Annotated in this window: 13 protein-coding genes; 7 read left to right on the forward strand and 6 right to left on the reverse strand. The window is 36.5% G+C overall.

Annotated elements, in window-relative coordinates; all coding sequences use genetic code 11:
- Positions 1-2: 2 nt before the first annotated feature.
- Both nuoF and fdhF read left to right on the forward strand, forming a co-directional pair.
- Entirely contained in the window at positions 3-1,604 is a 1,602-nt protein-coding gene (nuoF, locus tag BW929_RS05085; protein ID WP_076544294.1) for an NADH-quinone oxidoreductase subunit NuoF, read from the forward strand.
- A complete protein-coding gene (fdhF, locus tag BW929_RS05090; RefSeq protein ID WP_076544295.1) occupies positions 1,605-4,313 on the forward strand; it encodes a formate dehydrogenase subunit alpha in 2,709 nt (902 codons plus the stop codon).
- Positions 4,314-4,375: 62 nt separating this feature from the next.
- Here the strand turns inward: fdhF and BW929_RS05095 are convergent, their stop codons facing one another.
- Positions 4,376-5,155, reverse strand: a complete 780-nt coding sequence (locus BW929_RS05095) for an HD domain-containing phosphohydrolase (protein ID WP_076544296.1) — start codon at positions 5,153-5,155, stop codon at positions 4,376-4,378.
- Positions 5,156-5,394: 239 nt separating this feature from the next.
- Between BW929_RS05095 and BW929_RS05100 the strand changes: the two genes are divergently transcribed.
- Positions 5,395-6,669: a methyl-accepting chemotaxis protein gene (locus BW929_RS05100; protein ID WP_076544297.1), complete on the forward strand. Its 1,275-nt coding sequence runs from the start codon at positions 5,395-5,397 to the stop codon at positions 6,667-6,669.
- A gap of 176 nt (positions 6,670-6,845) precedes the next feature.
- On the opposite strand, the gene glgP is transcribed toward BW929_RS05100, so the two are convergent.
- The 3 genes from glgP to BW929_RS05115 all read right to left on the reverse strand — a co-directional run bounded on the left by glgP (position 6,846) and on the right by BW929_RS05115 (position 11,026).
- Positions 6,846-8,456, reverse strand: a complete 1,611-nt coding sequence (gene glgP, locus BW929_RS05105) for an alpha-glucan family phosphorylase (protein ID WP_076544298.1) — start codon at positions 8,454-8,456, stop codon at positions 6,846-6,848.
- A 100-nt stretch (positions 8,457-8,556) separates the two neighbouring features.
- Positions 8,557-10,041: a glycosyltransferase gene (locus tag BW929_RS05110; RefSeq protein ID WP_076544299.1), complete on the reverse strand. Its 1,485-nt coding sequence runs from the start codon at positions 10,039-10,041 to the stop codon at positions 8,557-8,559.
- Complete coding sequence (locus tag BW929_RS05115; protein ID WP_076544300.1) at positions 10,034-11,026, reverse strand: carbohydrate kinase family protein; 993 nt, start codon at positions 11,024-11,026, stop codon at positions 10,034-10,036. Before BW929_RS05115 ends, BW929_RS05110 begins: the two co-directional genes overlap by 8 nt.
- Positions 11,027-11,252: 226 nt before the next feature.
- Here BW929_RS05115 and pulA point away from each other — a divergent pair, with 226 nt between their 5' ends.
- The 4 genes from pulA to BW929_RS05135 all read left to right on the forward strand — a co-directional run bounded on the left by pulA (position 11,253) and on the right by BW929_RS05135 (position 17,938).
- The gene (pulA, locus tag BW929_RS05120) at positions 11,253-13,172 is read left to right on the forward strand and encodes a type I pullulanase (protein ID WP_076544301.1); all 1,920 of its coding nucleotides are present in this window, start codon (positions 11,253-11,255) and stop codon (positions 13,170-13,172) included.
- A gap of 142 nt (positions 13,173-13,314) precedes the next feature.
- Positions 13,315-15,216 carry a DUF4914 family protein gene (locus BW929_RS05125; RefSeq protein ID WP_076544302.1) on the forward strand — a complete coding sequence of 634 codons (1,902 nt, stop codon included), beginning with the start codon at positions 13,315-13,317 and terminating at the stop codon, positions 15,214-15,216.
- Between the two features lie 171 nt (positions 15,217-15,387).
- The gene (gene gtfA / locus BW929_RS05130) at positions 15,388-16,839 is read left to right on the forward strand and encodes a sucrose phosphorylase (protein ID WP_143414014.1); all 1,452 of its coding nucleotides are present in this window, start codon (positions 15,388-15,390) and stop codon (positions 16,837-16,839) included.
- A gap of 124 nt (positions 16,840-16,963) precedes the next feature.
- On the forward strand, positions 16,964-17,938 hold the full coding sequence (locus BW929_RS05135) for a LacI family DNA-binding transcriptional regulator (RefSeq protein WP_076544303.1): 975 nt from the start codon (positions 16,964-16,966) through the stop codon (positions 17,936-17,938).
- A gap of 66 nt (positions 17,939-18,004) precedes the next feature.
- On the opposite strand, the gene glgD is transcribed toward BW929_RS05135, so the two are convergent.
- On the reverse strand, positions 18,005-19,159 hold the full coding sequence (gene glgD / locus BW929_RS05140; protein ID WP_233493791.1) for a glucose-1-phosphate adenylyltransferase subunit GlgD: 1,155 nt from the start codon (positions 19,157-19,159) through the stop codon (positions 18,005-18,007).
- On the reverse strand, positions 19,160-20,350 hold the full coding sequence (locus BW929_RS05145) for a glucose-1-phosphate adenylyltransferase (RefSeq protein WP_076544304.1): 1,191 nt from the start codon (positions 20,348-20,350) through the stop codon (positions 19,160-19,162).
- Positions 20,351-20,378 lie beyond the last annotated feature (28 nt).

Consider the following 20,378-nt stretch of genomic DNA (forward strand, 5'->3'; position numbering starts at 1 on the left):
AAATGGCAAAAAAAGAAATTTTAATCTGTGCCGGGACTGCCTGTTTATCTGCCGGAGCAGAGGAGATCAAAGATAGGTTTGAAGAAGAAATAAAAAAACTTAATTTAACTGAAGATTATGAAATAAAAACAGTGATCAGTAATACAGGTTGTATAGGCCCCTGTAGTTTGGGACCAATTGCGATAATAAAAGATGACAGTACATTTTACGGCCATTTAAAGACAGAAAATGTGGAAAGAATTGTTCGAGAACACCTGCTGCAAGGTAAAATTGTTGAAGATTTATTAACCGAAGAAAACGGAGAAAAGATAGAAGATTTTAAGGAAATCCGTTTTATGAAAAAACAGAAGCGAATTGCTTTAAGAAACACAGGGATTATCGATCCCAATAAAATTGAAGAATATATTGAAAGAGACGGTTATCAGGCCTTGAAATCTGTCTTGAATAACTTAACTCCTCTGGAAGTAATTGAAGAAATTAAAAATTCGGGGCTTAGAGGAAGAGGGGGCGCAGGTTTTCCCACCGGTATGAAGTGGAGTTTTGCCCATCAGGCAGAAGGGGAACAAAAATATATAATCTGTAATGCAGATGAGGGTGATCCGGGTGCTTTTATGGATCGCAGTATTTTGGAAGGTGATCCCCATAGTATAATTGAAGCAATGATCATTGCAGGTTATGCAATTGGAGCAGAACAGGGATATGTTTATGTTAGAGCAGAATATCCGCTGGCAGTTAAGAATTTAAAAATAGCAATTAGGGCAGCAGAAAACAATGGCTATCTGGGCAGCAATATTTATGGAAGTGATTTTTCATTTAATCTGGAAGTAAGAGTAGGAGCAGGCGCCTTTGTTTGTGGAGAAGAGACAGCACTTATTGCTTCTATAGAAGGCAAAAGAGGTCAGCCTTCAACTAAACCACCCTACCCTGCTAATTCTGGCTTATGGGGAAAGCCAACTGTGATCAATAATGTAGAGACACTGGCCAATATTGTACCAATTATTAATCAGGGTAGTGATTGGTTTAGCAGTATTGGTACTGAAAAAAGTAAAGGAACAAAAGTATTTGCAGTGGCTGGTGATGTTAAAAATACAGGCTTAGTGGAAGTACCAATGGGCACAACTCTCCGGGAAATAATTTTTGATATTGCTGGTGGAATTGCTGAGGATAAAGGTTTTAAAGCAGCTCAAATCGGTGGACCTTCTGGAGGTACAATTCCTAAAGAATATCTAGATTTACAAATAGATTATGAGTCAGTCAAAAAAGTAGGAGCCATAGTTGGCTCTGGTGGTTTAGTAATTATGGATGAGGATAATTCAATGGTTGATGTGGCAAGATTTTTTCTGGAATTTACTGAAGATGAATCCTGTGGTAAGTGTACTCCCTGTCGGGTGGGTACAAAGAGGATGCTTGATATTCTGGAGAAAATACTGGAGGGTAAAGGAAGACGTCAGGATCTCGATAAATTAGAAAAGCTGGGAAATACAATTAAGGAAACCTCCCTCTGTGGACTGGGACAGACTGCTCCCAATCCGGTTTTAAGTACTCTTAAATATTTTAGAGAAGAATACGAAACACTAATTAAGCAAGCAGAGGAGGTAAATTAAATAGTGGAAATTATTATAGATAACAAAAAAATTGAAGTTGATAAAGGTAAAACAGTTCTGGAAGCTGCTAAAGAAAATGGAATTGTAATTCCAACTCTCTGCCACAGCTCTTTTTTAGAAGATGTTGGTGCCTGCAGAATGTGTTTAATTGAAGACCTTGCTGACGGAAAACTAAAAACTTCCTGTACAACTGAGGTAAAAGAAGGGATGGAAGTTTTAACCAAAAGCGAACGAGTAGAAGATTCACGCCGGACAATCCTTGACTTATTAATTTCAGATCATCCCTTAGACTGCATGACCTGTGAGGCAGGTGGAAACTGTATCCTTCAGGACTTAGCCTATCATTATGGTATTGAGCGATCTTCGTATGGTGCAAAAGTTGAAAGACGTTTTGAAATTGAAAGAAACAATGAATTTATTGAGCTGGATCCTGATAAATGTATTTTATGCGGTAAATGTATCAGAGTTGATCAGGATATTCAGTGTTCAGATGCTATAGATTTTGTTGACAGAGGTTTTCAGACTAAAGTTGGGGCAGCTAATGATGAGGGATTGGGTGGGGAAGATTCGACCTGCGTTTTCTGCGGTCAGTGTGTAGAGCTTTGTCCAACCGGAGCTTTAAGCTATATCCCTTCTCAAAATAAAGGTAGAGAATATGATTTTGAAAAGACTGTTACAACCTGTCCTTACTGTGGAGTTGGCTGTCAGTTGGAGCTTAAAACCAGAGATAGAAAAGTTATAGAAGTAGGTTCAGTCTATAGAGAAGGAACTCCCAATCCTTATGGTGAAGCCTGTGTTAAGGGAAGATTTGGTTATGATTTTATTAATCATCCTGATCGGCTTAAGAAGCCGCTGATAAAAAGAAATGGTAGTTTTGAAGAGGCCGAATGGGAGGAAGCTCTGTCAATGGTGGCAGAAAGGCTGACGGAAATTAAAGATGAATATGGTGGAAGAGCTCTGGCAGGCTTGAGTTCTGCTAAATGCACAAATGAAGAAAATTATTTAATGCAGAAATTTATGCGAGCAGTAATCGGTACAAATTCTGTTGACCACTGTGCCAGGTTATGTCATGCTTCAACTGTTGCCGGTCTAGTTAAGGCTTTTGGTTCAGGAGCGATGACCAATTCGATTGCTGAAATTGAAGGTTCAGACGTGATATTTGTAATTGGCTCCAATCCAACAGAAAATCATCCGGTAATCGGCAGTAAGATGAAAAAAGCTCAAAAACAGGGGACAAAATTAATAGTCGCTGATCCTCGTCAGATTGAACTTTCATCGCTGGCAGAAGTAGCTATCCAACACCGGCCCGGTACAGATGTAGCATTACTCAATGGTCTGATTCATGTAATTATTGATGAAGGGCTGGCCGACCAGAAATTTATTGAAGAACGAACTGAAAACTATGAATATCTAGCTTCAGTGGTTGAAGATTATACACCTGAAAAAGTTGAAGAGATCACAGGGGTTGAGGCAGTTAAAATTAAAAAAGCAGCCAGACTCTACGCTGAGGCAGATAAAGCAGCAATTTATTTTGCCATGGGAATCACCCAGCACAGAACGGGTACAGATAATGTATTATCAGTTGCCAATTTAGCACTTTTGACAGGAAATGTTGGTAGAGAAAGTACTGGAGTTAATCCACTCAGAGGTCAGAATAATGTTCAGGGAGCCTGTGATTTGGGTGCTCTTTCAAATGTTTATCCAGGTTATCAATCAGTAGAGGATCCTGAGATCAAAGAAAAGTTTGCCCGTGCCTGGGAGACAGAAGAACTCTCAGAAGAAGTTGGTTTAACTGTTGTTGAAATTTTTAAGCAGGCCGGAAAAGAGATTAAAGGACTCTATATTATAGGCGAAAACCCGGTGATTTCTGATCCAGATCAGCGGCATATAGAAGAGTCTCTTGATAAACTTGATTTTCTGGTTGTAGAAGATATATTTTTGACGGAGACTGCTAAATTTGCTGATGTTGTGCTGCCGGCTGCCTGTTTTGCTGAAAAAGAAGGCACTTTTACCAATACTGAAAGAAGAATTCAAAAGGTTAATCAGGCAATTGAACCTCCTGGAGAGGCCAGAGCTGACTGGAAGATTATTTCCGAAATTTCAACTAGAATGGGTTACCAGATGAATTATGATTCTCCAGCAGAAATTATGGCAGAAATTGCAGAAGTAACTCCGATTTATGGCGGAATCTATGCTGATCGACTGGGAGATAAAGGTCTGCAGTGGCCCTGTAAAGACAGGGAGGATCCTGGAACTAAATTTTTACATCAGGGAGAATTTGCTCGGGGTAAGGGTAAATTTCATCCTGTAACTTATATCCCACCTGCTGAAGAGGTAGATGAAGAATATGATTTTATCATGATGACCGGGAGAATGCTTTATCACTTCCATACTGGAACAATGACCAGAAATTCAGAACCAATTGATAAACATGAACCCGATGCCTATCTGGAAATCAATGAAAAAGATGCTAAAAAGTTAAGAATTAAGGAGGGGGACCGAGTCAGAGTGACTTCTCGCCGGGGTGAGGTAGAAACCAATGTCAGAATAGGAGAAAGAGTTCAGCCGGGCCAAATTTTTATGCCCTTCCATTATGCAGAAAGTCCGGCCAACAGACTGACAAATCCTGTTTTAGATCAGGATGCCAAAATACCGGAACTTAAAGTAACTGCGGTTAAGATTGAGAAAGTAAAAAGCAATAAAATTTGATAAGAAGAAAAATGCCACGCCAATAATACTGGTGTGGCATTTTATTTATAATAATTAAAAGATTAGTTTTTAAATAGCTCAACACAGACTTCAACGATCTCTGGATCATATCTGCGTTCCTTATTTTCAACCAAAATTCTTAAAGCTTCTTTTTGGCTGAAGGCTTTGCGATATGGTCTTTCAGAAAGCATTGCTGTAATTGAATCTGCAGCAGCAATAATTTTTGCTTCTTTTAAAATTTCTTTTTCTTTTAAGCCTGCTGGATAACCAGAACCATCTGGCCTTTCGTGATGCTGTAGAATGATTTCTTTTATTTTGGAATTAAATTTTACATCAGATATAAGCTCATAACTTAATCTGGGGTGGTTTTCAATCAATTTAAACTCAACCGCTGTCAGTTTTTCATTTTTATTAATGATCTCTAAAGGTAAATATATCTCACCAATATCATGCAGTAGAGCAGCAGTATTTAGTAATTCTAAATTCTGAGCAGAAAAAGATAAAAATTTTCCAATCTCAGAAGCTAAAGCTGCTACATTTTGAGAAAAATTTTTCTTATAATAAAATTTTTTTGAATGTATTTTGCTTAGAGCCTGAATTAAAGACTCACTTAAATTATTATTGCTTTTAGCAAAATCGAGATGTGTTAATCCCATTAAATAATCCATTGATACTTCAAAAAAGTTGGCTACTTCAATTAAAAAATTGTTGGAGGGTGTTCTAACCCCTCTTTCATATTGAGCAATTGTTGATCGGGAATAATTAAGCTTAGTGGCTAACTTATCCTGAGTTAAGTTCATTTCTTTTCTTAAAGTCCTTAACCGGTCTTTAAAATCATTCATTTAGATACCTCTCTCCAAATTATACTTTTACTATTTTATAGTAAAATCTCAGTTAATTCAATGCTTAAAATAAATCAAACAAAGAATGTAACAAATTCAATTATACTCTGTTTAGATAGCATAATATGTAATTATTGTAACAATTTTTTAATAAAAATTAATGTAATTAAATTTAAAATATAATATACTATTAATTGCTGTGCAATTATTTTTTAAAAGCTAAAGGGGAGATTAAATAAGTGAAAAAGAAAAGAAAGTTTAGGATAGATGAACTATCTTTAAAAAAACAAATTAAGTTTTCATATCTGATAATGCTGGCTCTGGTATTGTTAATTAGTGCCTATTCAATTTATAATATTTATCGGACTTCTTTAGATACTGCCTTATTAACAGTGCCCATTTCACTGGCCATTATTGCCGTAGTTATTTCATTGGTAGTTATTAAACTGGTTACAAATCAAATCAATTATCGACTTAGTGAAATCAAAGAGGCAACCGGTAACAGCAAGCTGGCCCTGGAAGATATAGCGGCTGCTTCTGAAGAAATTGCTGCCAGCAATGAAGATTTAGATGAGCAATTATCAAAAAGTATTAAATCGGTTAAAAGGGTAAATAAGGCAAATAATCAGACCAGTATTGAATTTAAAGATATTTATAATAATTTAAGTGAGACAACCACAGCAGTAGAAGAAATAGCAAAAGCAAATGAAGAATTAACAGAAGTAATTGAAAATTTAGCTGAAAATTCGCTTGGAATTCGAGATGAAGCTGCCAGAAGCAGGAATGAAATGAAAGAAACAAATCAGTTAATTCATCAGGGTAATTTGATTTTAAAGAAAACGCTTGCAGCTACTGAAACTTTACAGGAGAAAATTGATGATATAGATTCTATTTCAGATACTATTCTTGAAATTTCTAACCAGACCAATCTTTTAGCATTAAATGCTGCTATTGAAGCAGCAAGAGCAGGAGAAGCCGGCAGAGGCTTTTCAGTTGTGGCAGAAGAGATACGACAGCTTGCCGAAAAAAGTAATGGAGCTACAACTGAGGTTCAAAATATTCTGGATGAAATAACTGTTAATGCCAATCAAGTTAAGAGTTTTCTGCGAGTTGATAAAAATAAACAGAATAAAAACAAAAAGGAAACTGTAGAATTTGTTTTCAATGAGGTAACAGAAAATGCTGCTGAAGTATATAAGGCTATGGATTCAATGTATCAGTTATCTGAAGAACAGGCAGCAGCAACAGAAGAAGCAGGAGCTTCAATTCAGGAAGTTTCAGCTAATTCAGAAGAGGTATCAGCGCAAAATGAAGAAGTGTTAAATAGTTTCGAAATAGCTTCAGATAAATTCGATATTAACATTGAGGAAAGTAATAAACTGGATATTATTCTTGATGAGATAGAAGAAGCAAGCAGGGATTTTGCCGCTGGAGTAGAAGAACAGGCCGGTGGGACTGAAGAAGTTTTAGCAATGTTAGAAGATTTGGTAGAGCAGAGTAACTATTTTGGTTAAAAATATCTCCAAATAAATATAAATAAAAAAAGAATTGGCACTTTAACCGGAGCAGACTTGAATATAAATAATAAGCGATCGCAGTTTCCATGTCTGACTGAAAGGAGTTAGAAACTGCAGCTTATTATTTATTAATGAAAGTCGTCGTGCAGGTTATGGCCAATTCTTTTTATTATTTATTTATTATACATTTCCCCATAATATCTCTCCAGCATTTTCTTAGCGGAGAATCTTTCATAGGTAGTATCAATACTTTCTGCCATCATATCTTTCCAGCGATCCTTGTTACCATAAAAAGTTGGAACAACTTCGTTGAATAGAACTCTGTAGAGGGCATAAAGATCACTTTCATCCTGACCTTCACCTACATAGCCATCTCCAAACTGCCAGCCATTGATTCCGTGTTCACAACCTTCAACCCACCAGCCGTCAAGAATACTCAAGTTTAAACCACCATTCATGGCAGCTTTCATACCGGAAGTACCACTGGCTTCAAGTGGTTTGCGGGGATTGTTTAACCAGATATCAACACCACGAGTCATATAACGGGCAATTTCCATATTGTAGTCTTCTAAGAAAACTACACTGTTAGGAAATTCTTTCGCTTTTTTAACCAGATTGGCCACAATTTCTTTGCCATTGTCATCAGTTGGATGTGCTTTGCCGGAGAAGACCAGCTGAATCTCTCCAGATTCTAAATAAGGATCAATAATATCTGATTTTTTGAAAATTAAATTAGGTCTCTTATAAGCTGTTGCCCTGCGAGCAAAGCCAATAATTAACTTATCAGGATCAAGTTCTGCCCCATTTCTTTCTTTGACAAAGTCAACAAGTTCTTGTTTCATTGTCTGATGAGTACTATAAATTCCTTCTTGATCTCCCATATTTTCAATAATTCTATCATCTACCCAGGTACCTCTGTGGACTCCATTAGTGATTGAAATGATAGGTGATTTACCGGCAACATCTTTCCACATTTCGCGAGATGTCTGTCCGTGTAGTTTAGCAACTCCATTAGAAATTCTAGCCAGACGTAAACCAGCCACTGTCATACTAAAGGGGCTGTCACCAATTTCTTTCATTTGTTCTCTACTTAGTCCATTAAAAGCACTCATTTTCTTGAGGCTGTCAAGACTGTGAGATTCATTTCCTTCCTTAACTGGGGTGTGAGTGGTAAAGACAATATCATCTTTAACATCATCCCAGGCTGTATGGAAGTCCATACCTGTTTCCATTTTTTCTTTAATCAATTCTGTTCCTGCTAAGGCTGCATGTCCTTCATTAAAATGATAAATATCAATATTTAAGCCGAGTTTTCGAATTGCTTTAACTCCACCAATACCGAGTGCTATTTCCTGAGCAATTCTTCTCTCGTTAAAACCATCGTAAAGACCATCAGTAATTGTCTGATACTTTCTGTTTTCAGGTAGATTTGCATCAAGTAGATAAAGAGTAGCATTATCAAATCTATCCAGTTTCCAGATTTTTAAAGTTACCTCCTGATCTCTAATTGTGACGGTAACAGTTTCTCCAGTATCTTCAGCGTAATCATAAATTTCTTTATTTACAGGATGCTGATCCTCAGGTCTACCTTCATCATTTATTACCTGTTTTGAATAACCTTTGCGCCATAAAAGTCCAATTCCTGTTACAGGATAAGAAAATTCCTTTGCTGCTTTTAGAATGTCTCCTGCTAAAATTCCAAGTCCACCTGCATAGATCCGCATGTTTTCATCTAAACCGTATTCCATACAGAAATAAGCTGTGTGCGGCTTATTATTGTTCATTAATAAATCACTCCCTATTAATAATTGCTCAAACGATTGCACAAATTTTATAATAATATCTATTCCTATTTGTTCATTATATCAAATTTTCAGCAAATGTCTATTTTTTAAATACTTTTTCTTTAAACTCTTCCAGCAGTTTATGTTCATTATCACTATCAGGTAAAAAATAATAGGCTGGAATTTCGCTGTGGATTACAGGTATTTCATAGCTTAATCCTTTTTCCATGGCTTTTAGATATCTTTTAGCAGTCTGTTCCCAGGTATAAGTTGTCTCAACTCTTTCGCGTGCTTTAAGCTGATAATCACGCCAGACTCCATGTCGGCCAACAATTTTATTAAGGCCCCGGGCAATATCCTGGGGATCTTCAGGATCAATTAGAATTCCAAATTCGTCATCTGCCATAATTTCACTCTGACCTCCATTTTTAGTAACAACGGCTGGTAATCCGGCTGCCATTGCCTCAACTGGAGCCAGACCAAATGGCTCATAAAATGAGGTTAGAGAGAAGACGGACTCTTTTTCTGACAAATAACCATAGCATTCTGCCAGTTCTTTTTGACTGCTTAGAGGAAACATTGAAACCTTACCCTGAAGCTTATTATTTTTAATAACATTCATTATTTGATCTAAAATTTCTTTTTCTTCTCCAGCAGCAGAGCTGTAATCTTCAAATGGATTTTCAATTCCGCGGAGAGTAATAACCAGATTAGATTTTTTTTGTAATTCCTGATCTCCGGCAAAGGCTTTGACTAAAGCGAGATGATTTTTCTTCTGATCAAGACGGCTGGCACAGATAATAGCCGGTTTATCAACTCTATTTGCTTCCAAATCTCGCTCAAGGTACTGATCTATCATCCTGGCAGTAGCTTCAGAATAACTGCCATCAAAAACATCAGTATTTACTCCAGGAGGAATAACCGAAAACTTTTTATCGTTTTCTATGTTCACAGCTCCCTGATAATAGGAGTGGGAATATTGTTCCATTCTTTCCTGTGAGGTACTTACAATAATTTGATTGGAAAATTTCATGGATAGTCTCTCAGCAATAATTCGACTGTGAAATTTAAAGCGCTCAATTAATTCTTCGCAGTTTTCTTTTGTAAAATTAAGTTTATCCATTTTTTGAGCTCCTAGTGAGTGACCGGTGAAGGAAAATGGAGTTTCCATTTTTTCTTTCAGCAGCACACCAGCCAGCCCTCCATCACCATAATGGGTTGTAAAAAAATCGGGAAAGGCACCTTCTTCATCATAAAATTCGGCGATAGCATCGACATATTTTTTTAAATGTGGCCACAATTTTTCCTTGGCCAGAAATTTATCTCCGCCAAAAGGAAGTCTAATTATTCTTAAATTTTCACAACCCGGATAGCTGTCATAGAGTTTGCTAAATTCAGGCCATTCTGGATCATTAATCTGACGAGTAATTATATCTACTTTAACCCCCATATTAGCAAGGGCCATACTTACTTCTTTAACATAAACAAGCTGACCTCCAAAATCAGGATGTTCTGTCCAGTAACTGTCATTTTGATCGAAATTACCCTGAGGGTTTAAAAATGCTACATGTTTAATTTCACTCATTAAAATTACCTCCTTCAATTGGCTGAATATCGTAAAAAGATATTATTTCTCTTAATGGTGGAACTGAAGAAAGAGCACCTACTCCCTGAATTTTAAATGCGGCCACTGCATTTCCAAGTCTGGCTGATTCTTTAACTGGCAGGCCTTTAAGAATACCGGTCAAAAATCCTGCCCAAAATGAGTCTCCAGCACCTGTAACATCTATAACTTTTTCGGAAAAAACAGGTATATGGAGAGCTTTATTACTTCCATCTGAAAGAATTACTCCATCTTTACCCAGACTTAAAATGACAATCTTTGCTCCATCATTGTGGTATTTTTTTATATAGTTTTCTGGATGGTCTTGACCATAAAGGTGATAGGCGTCGTCTAGAGATGGTTTGATTACATCAGCTTGAGCAATTAATTCTCTGATGATTTTACTTCCTTTGCTTCCTTCCGGCCAGAGGTTAGCCCTGAAACTGGGATCAAAGGCAAAAAATTTATCTTTTTTTATAGCATATTCAATAGCTTTAATAGCAGTTGAACGAGCCGGATTTTTAGAGAGAATAAAACTGCCTGTAAAAAAGATTGAAGAGTTGTTAATTTTGTTATATATGCTGTCACTTATCTGTAGATTAATATCTGCTCCTCGATAAGCAAGCCAGGAAGGAGTTTCCTTACTTTTATTAACAAATATGATTGGTGTACCCTCTTCCTGATCATACTGCATACAGTCCAGATTGATGCCTTCATTTTCTAAAATTTCTGTCAAATATTCGCCAAACTCATCTTTACCAATACGACTAATAAAAGCAGTTCTATTTTCGAGGCGCTGCATATTTACTAATACATTGGCCGGGGAACCACCAAAGTAACGAGTAAAATTAACACATTCTTTAAGCGGTGCTTCTTCCCTGGATATCATATCCAGCAAAACCTCTCCATAAGCAGTTATATCAAAGTCATTTTCTGCAAAACTTAAACTGTCATGAATTGTTAACAATCGCCTCACCTCACATTTTTAATTTTAAAGCTACTCTTAAATATTATTTCTACATAAATTTTAAATAACCTGTTTTTTATAATAATTAATCTCAGCTGAGAGCAGGAATAGTAATAAAGATAAAGAATTATAATTAATACAGAGAACTATTTTGTCTGACATTAATTGATCAATAATCTTAATGCTATCTGATAAAAATACCTTATTAGTAGTGGAGTTGATTTTTATGTTTAATCAAAATTTAAATATTAAACCAGCTAAATTATACTATGCTGGAGATGATCTGGGCTTAACGTTTTCTCAGGACAGTATAAATTATAAGATCTGGTCTCCTCCTGCTCAGTCAGCTGTAATAGAAATTTATGCTGATGACAGGGGCTTAAATAAAATGGCTGAATATAAAATGCAGCCTGCCCTCAGTGATACCTGGGAAACTAAATTGCCTCATAAATTTTATGGAAAATATTATCAGCTGCGGCTAAAAGTTCACCGCAGAGAATATAATTTTGTTGATCCCTGGGCGAAAGCAGTTGGAACCAACAGTGAGTATGGACTGATAGTTGATCCTTCCCGAGTTTATCCTCCAACCTGGACTCATGACAAAAAAGTGGAGTTGGAAGACCCTGTTGATGCGGTTATTTATGAACTTCATGTTAAAGATTTTTCAGCTTCAAAAGAAAGTGGTATCAGACACCAGGGTAAATATACTGCTTTTACTGAAAGACACAGTATTAATCGAGAAGGAATGCTGACCGGAATCGCTCATCTCAAGGAACTTGGAGTTACTCATGTACATTTACTGCCTGTGTATGATTTTGCATCTGTAGATGATACAGACCCTGATGATTATAACTGGGGTTATGATCCTTTATATTATATGGTGCCAGAAGGTTCCTATGCTTCTGATCCTGCCAATGAAAGTCGAATTTATGAATTTAAAAAGATGGTCAAAACCCTTCATTCTTATGGAATTGGAGTGGTAATGGATGTAGTCTATAATCATACCTATCATACCCAAAATTCTCCTTTTCAAAAGATTTTTCCTAACTATTTTTACAGGTTTACAGAGGATGGTAAATTTGCTAATGCATCAGGATGTGGAAATGAGATTGCTACTGAACGGGAAATGATGCGTAAATATATAGTTGATTCTTTGTTATACTGGAGCCGGGAATATCATATTGACGGCTTTCGCTTTGATCTGATGTCATCGATCGATCGAGAAACAATGCTGCTGGCAGAACATAAGCTGCGCAAAGAAAATCCGTCAGTTTTAATCTATGGAGAACCCTGGACAGCTCTGGAACCACAGCTGCAGCGCTATCAACAAATTCGCAAGGGGGATCAGCGGGGAACAGGGATTTCAGTTTTTAATGACAATTTCCGCAATGCTCTTAAAGGTGATAGTGATGGCACTGGCAGGGGTTTTATTCAGGGTGAGATTGGTCTGGAAAGAGAAATTGACGAAGGCGTTATTGGAGCAATTGGTTTGGAAGAAAGACGTTTATATGGTTTTACACTGCAGCCGGGAGAAAGCATTAATTATCTTGATTCTCATGATAATTTAACTCTCTGGGATAAATTGGCCCGTTCCTGTCCAGGGGCTAACGAAGAACAGCGACAAAAGATGCATAAACTGGGACAGGTAATCTTGTTAACATCACAGGGAGTGCCTTTTATGCAGGCGGGAACCGAATTTTTACGGACTAAATTTGGAGACAAAAATAGTTTTAATTCTGGAATTGAGATTAATGAATTAAAATGGGAAAGGAAAACAACTTATCGAGATCATTTTAATTATGTTAAGGGTCTGATTAATCTGCGCAGCCACCACCCGGCTTTTAGAATTCGTAATAGAACAGAAATTAAAGAAAAACTGCATTTTATTGATTCTCCATTTGCTACAGTTGGTTATGGTATCTTTAATAATGCTAATGAAGATGCCTGGAGTACAATTCTGGTTTTGTTAAATCCTTCTCATGAATGGAAGCAGTTTTATTTGCCAGAAGACAGGACCTGGGCAATTGTAGTTGATGATAAGGAAGCTGGAACAGAGCCAATAAGATTTTTTTATTCTCATGAAGTAATGGTACCTCCAATTACAGGAATGGTAATCTATGCAGCAGATTTAGTTACAGGTTATTAAATGCTTGTAGCTTTTCTCTTCTTGTGATAAAATTAGTACTAAGTATTTGAGTAGGGAAGTGTTTGCACTAAATTGTGGCAAATTTTACTTATTTACAAAATTTAAAAAATTTATTACAAAGAAGGGAGTATTAGAGTAAAGAATGATTAAAGATGAGAATTTAAAGAACGTTGAGTTACCAAAAGAAGTTGAGGAACTACTGGAGGCCTGTCCTAAATACACAGTTGCTCATAATGAACAGCAGCTGGTCGAGTTGTCAGTTAGAGATGCTAAAAATGGCTGTCAGGAAGTAAAGTATGATATACCTGATCAGGGTGAGGTGGTGGAGGCTGTAGTTTGTAAGGTCCGAAATGGTATTTCCGCCAATTATCCTGAACCTTATATGCGCCGTCGTGATCCTAACTGTATGCTGATTGCGGATGATAAACCAACAGATAAAGAAAGATATGAAAATCGATATGGAGAAAGTTTTGAAAAGAATATGCGCGGAGAGACTTTTGAGTGGTTGAAGACACAGGAGTTAGCTTTATTCTTTTTTGAAACAGGACCTAATGGACTGGGTGTGAAGGCACTGGCACTGGTGCCAGCAAATGCCGGTTTTTTTGCGTTTGGTCTTTCATTGCTGCAGGGAATTGTTGATACCCGTGAGTTAGAGGAAGTATTTAAGCCTACCTCTCATATCTATGTTGCACCACCGTTTAGACATACTCATTTTGACGGTGAACAGGTTGTTGTACATCGTAGATTGGACAGTAAATACGAAATGTTTGCCTATAATCTTTATCCCGGACCCAGTGCTAAAAAGGGAGTTTATGGTATGCTGATCAATCAGGGAGAAAAAGAAGAATGGGTAACTTTACACTGCTCTGCAGTTCAGGTTGTGACTCCATATGGTAATACTGTCAATATTTCTCACGAAGGTGCCAGTGGTGGTGGTAAAAGTGAGATGCTGGAAGATATGCACCGTGAAAGAAGCGGACGTCTGCTCTTTGGTCAAAACTTAATGACAGATGAGAAATTCCACATTACTCTACCACAGGGTTGTGGTTTAAGACCAATGACTGATGATATGGCAATCTGTCACAATTCACTGCAAAAAGATAATGGTAAATTAACTTTAATGGATGCAGAAAATTCCTGGTTTGTAAGAGTTGACCATATTGATAAATATGGTACTGAACCTAACCTGGAAGCAATTAGTGCTAATCCAGATAAACCATTATTATTTTTAAATATTGATGCTGCGCCAAATAGTACTGCTTTAATCTGGGAGCATATAGAAGATGAACCGGGTAAATCATGTCCTAACCCAAGGGTAACAATACCGCGTGATATTATCCCGGATGTTTTAAAAGAACCACTTTCTATTGATGTCCGCAGTTTTGGGGTGAGAGTTCCTCCCTGTACTAAGGAAAATCCTACTTATGGAATTATGGGCTTATTTCATGTTCTTCCACCAGCACTTGCCTGGTTATGGAGATTAGTTGCTCCAAGGGGACACGGAAACCCAAGTATTATTACAGGTGATGGAATGAGTTCCGAAGGTGTAGGTTCTTACTGGCCATTTGCTACCGGTAAAAAAGTAGATCAGGCTAATTTGTTACTGGAGCAGATTATGGACACTCCAAAAGTAAAATATATATTAATACCTAATCAGCATATTGGAGCCTGGAAAGTAGGATTTATGCCAGAATGGATAACTAGAGAGTATTTAGCCCGTCGTGGAGGAGCCTGGTTTACTGAAGATCAATTGAAACTGGCCAGAATGCCGCTTTTGGGTTATTCTCTGCAGGAATTACTGGTCGAAGGGCAGCATATAGAAAAAGAATTTTTACAGGTTCATCGTCAGCCTGAAGTTGGCGAAAAAGCTTATGATATTGGAGGAAAAATTCTTTCTGATTTCTTTAAAAAGTGTATTAAACAGTATCTAGAACCCGGACTGGATCCAGTTGGTAGAAAAATCATTGAGACAGCTCTTAATGATGGTGGGGTAGAAGACTACTGTGATTTAATTGAAGGTGAACCAATAATCAGGCAAATTTAGAAATATTATTTATAGTTTTCTATTTAATCAAGATTAAAAAAGCTTAAAAATATAGAGGGAGGGACTACCTCCTTCTTTTTTTATAAAATATGTTAAGCGCTTGACATATAAATTGAGAGATAATAAAATATAAATATAATTTATAAACAAAAAATTTCTGGAGGGATTAAATTGGCAACCAAAAATGAAATAATGTTAATTACATATGCAGATAGTATGGGCAAAAATTTAAAAGATTTAAAAGAAGTTCTTGATAAACATTTTCAGGAGGCAGTTGGAGGAGTTCATATTTTACCTTTTTTTCCGTCCTCTGCAGATAGAGGTTTTGCACCTCTTACTTACAGGGAAGTTGATCCTGACTTTGGTGATTGGAATGATATTAAAGCTCTGTCAGAAGATTATTATCTAATGTTTGATTTTATGGTTAATCATATTTCAAAACAGTCTGAGTACTTTAAAGATTTTCAGCAGTATAAGGATGACTCTAAATATGCTGATTTTTTTATTCGTTATCAGGATTTCTGGGAAGATGGTGAGCCAACAGAGGAAGAAGTTGATTTAATTTATAAACGTAAACCCCGTGCTCCCTATATTGATGTTGAGTTTGCAGATGGTACAGAAGAAAAAATCTGGTGTACATTTGCGGAAGAACAGCTGGATTTAAATATGGAATCTGATGTAGTTAAGGAATTTATCAAAAATAGTCTGGAGTTTTTAGCTGCTCAAGGTGCTTCAATTATTAGACTGGATGCTTTTGCTTATGCAGTTAAAAAGGCTGGTACAAGCTGTTTTTTTATTGAACCTGATATCTGGGAAATCTTGGACTACTGTAAAGATATCCTGGCTGAAAAAGATGTTGAGATTTTGCCTGAAATTCACGAACATCATTCGATTCAGCTTAAAATTGCAGAAAAAGGCCATCCAGTTTATGATTTTTCTCTACCAATGCTATTACTACATTCAATTTATAGTTCGACTTCCAAAAGACTAAAAGAGTGGCTTAAAAAATCACCGGACAATCAATATACCACTCTGGATACACATGATGGTATAGGTGTAGTTGATGTTAAGGATTTAATGACAGATCAGGAAATAGAAGCAACCAGAGAGATGCTTTATAAACAGGGATCTAATGTTAAAAAGGTTTATAGCAGTGAGGCCTATGATAATCTGGATATTTATCAGATTAATTGTAGTTATTACTCAGCTCTGGGCAATAATGATGATGCATATCTTTTAGCAAGAGCAGTACAGTTTTTCGCTCCCGGTATTCCCCAGGTATATTATGTAGGAATGCTGGCTGGCAAAAATGATATTGAACTTCTGGAAGAAACAAAGGTAGGTCGGAATATCAATCGTCATTATTATTCAAAAGCAGAAATTGAAAATGAAGTTAAAAGACCTGTAGTGGAAAAGCTGATTAGTTTGATGGAATTTAGGAACTCCTATCCAGCTTTTAATGGAAATTATACTATCCATAATTCTGAATCGGAAGAAGAATTAAAAATTAGCTGGCAGAAGGAAGAAGCGAAAGCAATTTTAAATGTAGATTTTAGCAGCAATAGTTTTGAAATAGACTATTTTAATCCTCAAAAAGATAAAATGGAAAGCTTAAAGCTATAAATATATACCTTTGATCTTTAATTTAAAGAGTTTAAAATTAAATGATTGGAATTTGACTGTTTAAAAATTTAAATTAATAAAGAATATTTATTTTTGATTTTTTAAATCCAGGAGGTATTAAACTATGACTACACAAAAAGATGTGGCGGAAAAAGCTGGTGTAACAGTGACCACAGTCTCCCGGGTTATTAATAATCGTGGCTATATAGCAGATGAGACTCGAGAAAAAGTTTATCAGGTAATGGAGGAATTAAATTACAGACCTAACGCAGTAGCCAGGTCACTTTCAAAAAGGAAATCTGATATTTTGGGAGTGATTCTGCCGGCAGTTTATCATCCTTTTTTTAGTAGCCTATTGTCATATTTAGAAAATTATGCCCACCAAAATGGTTATAAAATAATGCTTTGTAACTCTCAAATGGAGGCCGAAAAAGAAAAAAATTATATAAATATGCTGCGAGCTCAGCAGGTTGATGGTATTTTTCTGGCAAGTCATACTTTAGATATTGCTAAAGAAATTAAGGTAGACTTACCTGTGCTAACTTTTGACCGGCAGATCGAAGGAATTCCCTATATCTGTTCGGATAATTTTAAAGGAGGCAGACTGGCAGCAGAACATTTGCTGGCAGAGGGGGCTGAAGAATTAGTTTATATTGGAGGTAGTTTGGAACTGGACTTACTTTCCAACCAGCGTTTTAAGGGCTTTAAAGAAACAGTAAACAGAAAAGGCCTAAAAGTAAAAAAGTATCAGTGTCAGTTAAATAGTTTTGATCGTCAGGAGTATAAAAAGTTAGCAAGAGAAATTTTTAGAAATAAAAGAAAAATTGATGGTATTTTTGCCAGCAGTGATTTGATTGCTGCAGCAGTAATCAAAGAGGCTGAAAATAATGGGATCAGGGTGCCTGATGATTTAAAAGTTATTGGTTATGATGATCTTGAGCTGGCCCGGCTGTTCAGGCCAGAAATCACAACCATCCGGCAGCCTACAGCGGCTATTGCTCGCAGAGGTATAGAACTGCTATTAAAGGCAGTAGAAGGTGAGGAAGTAGAAACAGAAAATATTCTGGATGTCGAGTTAATTAAAAGGGAGTCAGCCTAAATGATATTAAACAGGCAGGGAATTAGCTAATTCCCTGCCTTAATATAATTTATAGATATAATAAGCTTAGACTATGGTGTTTTTCGCAATTATCATGGGCAAGTTAGTATCGCCTTTAAGAGATTTGTCAGCAGTTATCTGAACACCTTTATCTAAAATCACATTTTCCAGATAAGCATTTTCGCCAATCTCTGATTTCTGCATAATAATAGAGTTTTTAATAACTGCACCTGGATGAACTTTAACTCCTCTAAATAAAACGCTATTTTTAACTTCACCTTTAATTGAGCAGCCATTTGCAGCCAGAATATTCCGGGCGTTGACACCATTTTTATAGCCAGTGGGAGCCTCATCTTTAGGTTTGGTATAGATTGGCCCATTTTTAAGGAAAAGATCCTGCCAGACATTTGGTTTTAAAAGTTCCAGATTACTTTTATAGTAACCATTGATTGAGTTAATTACAGCTGCGTAGGAACGGAAAGGATAGCCATAGACTTTTAAATTGTTTAAGTTGCCTATTATTGCATTTTTGACAAAATCCCATTCTCCCTTAGAAATACATTCGTCAATTATATCAAGCAGTAGTTCTTTTTTCATAATATAGCGTTGTAAGGATATTTTTTTATAGAAATTTTTTTTGGGATTAACCTTCATGTCAATTATACGATCATTATCATCAGTATTGATTACTGTATAAGTTGTATCCCGACGGAAAACTTCAAGCTGACGATAGATTATTGTAATATCATTATCATTTTCTATATGATATTTAAAAGCGTCTCTGTAGTCAATATTGGCAACTACATTGGGACTTCCTATAATAACATATTCCTGATTGCTGCGCTTAATATAATCAATGTTACTGGCAAAATTCTGCAGGTCACCTTTATAGGCCCGGTTAGCCTGATAAATATGCGCAGGAGGTAGGATAAAGAGACCATTTCTTTTGCGGTCTAAATCCCAGGCTTTGCCAAAACCAATATGGTCCATTAGAGAACGATATTTAGTCTGCAAAAGCAGCCCAACATTGGTAATCCCCGAATTAACCATATTTGACAAAGGGAAATCAATTAATCGGTAGCGGGCTCCAAAAGGAACAGAAGCCAGAGAACGATGTCCAGTTAACTTATCCAGAAAAGATTCATCAAGTGCGTTATTAATAATTGCCATTACATTATTCATATTTGCTCCGCCTTTTTTATAGATCGGTGTCATCATCATTTATCCCACCACCATTCCTGCTTTTATATTTGAAGCTTCCGGGATGACCTCATCATCACCAATAACTGTTATTTTTAGTTCATTACTTTTTTTATCATCTGTTTCCAGGCCAATTTTTGAATTTTTTTCGACAATTACATTTCGACCTACGATTGAATTTTTAATTTTAGCACCACTTCGGATTCTGGTATTGGGTAGAATAACTGAATCTTCAACTACAGCATCCTGAGCCACTTTAACTCCGAAAAAGAGAACCGAGTTTTTAACTGTACCCATAATCTGAGTTCCTTTGTTAATCATTGAATTATCTACTTCAGCATCTTCGGATAGATATTGTGGAGGACGATTGGGATTAACACTGTAAATAATCCAGTTGCGATCCTGAAGATCCAGAATTGGCTTTTCTCCTAAAAGATCCATATGAGCCTGCCAGTAACTTTCAATGGTTCCTACATCTTTCCAGTAACCTTTAAAAGTATAGGCGTAGAAATTGAGATTGTCAGCCATCATTTTTGGGATAATATTATGACCAAAATCGCCGGCTGAATCATCATTTTCTTCGGCTTCCTCAATTAAATACTTTCGCAAATATTCCCAGTTAAAAATATAGATTCCCATAGAGGCCAGATTGTTTTTAGCGTTTTCTGGTTTTTCCTGAAATTCAATTATTTTTTGATCTTCATTGGTATTCATTATTCCAAAGCGATGGGTTTCTTCCCAGGGAACCTCCAGAACTCCTATTGAAACATCAGCATTTTTTGTTTTATGATAGTTTAACATTTCTGCATAATCCATTTTGTAGATATGGTCTCCGGAGAGGATTAGTACATATTCTGGATCATAAATATCTATAAATTCTATATTCTGATAAATTGCATCTGCAGTCCCCTTATACCAGGAACCACCGCCTTCCTTAACATAAGGAGGAAGTACAGTAACTCCACCATTGTGACGATCAAGATCCCAGGAACTCCCACTGCCGATATAACTGTTTAAAACCAGTGGTTTATACTGGGTCAAAACACCGACAGTAGTTATTCCAGAATTGGTACAATTACTAAGAGGAAAGTCGATTAATCTATATTCAGCACCAAAGGGTACAGCAGGTTTGGCAATGTTTTTTGTTAACACTCCGAGTCTGGTCCCTTTGCCACCGGCAAGCAGCATGGCCAGCATTTCTTCTTTTGGCATATTGATTACCTCCTTTAAAAATTGAAAA

Source organism: Halanaerobium kushneri, assembly GCF_900156285.1.
In the GTDB taxonomy this organism is placed as follows: Bacteria; Bacillota; Halanaerobiia; order Halanaerobiales; family Halanaerobiaceae; genus Halanaerobium; species Halanaerobium kushneri.

What these genes read in the sequence shown, in the direction of transcription:
- nuoF (WP_076544294.1), top strand. Translation starts at nt 3, where the DNA reads ATGGCAAAAAAAGAAATTTTAATCTGTGCCGGGACTGCCTGTTTATCT.
- BW929_RS05095 (WP_076544296.1), bottom strand. Translation starts at nt 5,155, where the DNA reads ATGAATGATTTTAAAGACCGGTTAAGGACTTTAAGAAAAGAAATGAAC.
- glgP (WP_076544298.1), bottom strand. Translation starts at nt 8,456, where the DNA reads ATGAACAATAATAAGCCGCACACAGCTTATTTCTGTATGGAATACGGT.
- BW929_RS05110 (WP_076544299.1), bottom strand. Translation starts at nt 10,041, where the DNA reads ATGAGTGAAATTAAACATGTAGCATTTTTAAACCCTCAGGGTAATTTC.
- pulA (WP_076544301.1), top strand. Translation starts at nt 11,253, where the DNA reads ATGTTTAATCAAAATTTAAATATTAAACCAGCTAAATTATACTATGCT.
- BW929_RS05125 (WP_076544302.1), top strand. Translation starts at nt 13,315, where the DNA reads ATGATTAAAGATGAGAATTTAAAGAACGTTGAGTTACCAAAAGAAGTT.
- BW929_RS05135 (WP_076544303.1), top strand. Translation starts at nt 16,964, where the DNA reads ATGACTACACAAAAAGATGTGGCGGAAAAAGCTGGTGTAACAGTGACC.
- glgD (WP_233493791.1), bottom strand. Translation starts at nt 19,159, where the DNA reads ATGATGATGACACCGATCTATAAAAAAGGCGGAGCAAATATGAATAAT.
- BW929_RS05145 (WP_076544304.1), bottom strand. Translation starts at nt 20,350, where the DNA reads ATGCCAAAAGAAGAAATGCTGGCCATGCTGCTTGCCGGTGGCAAAGGG.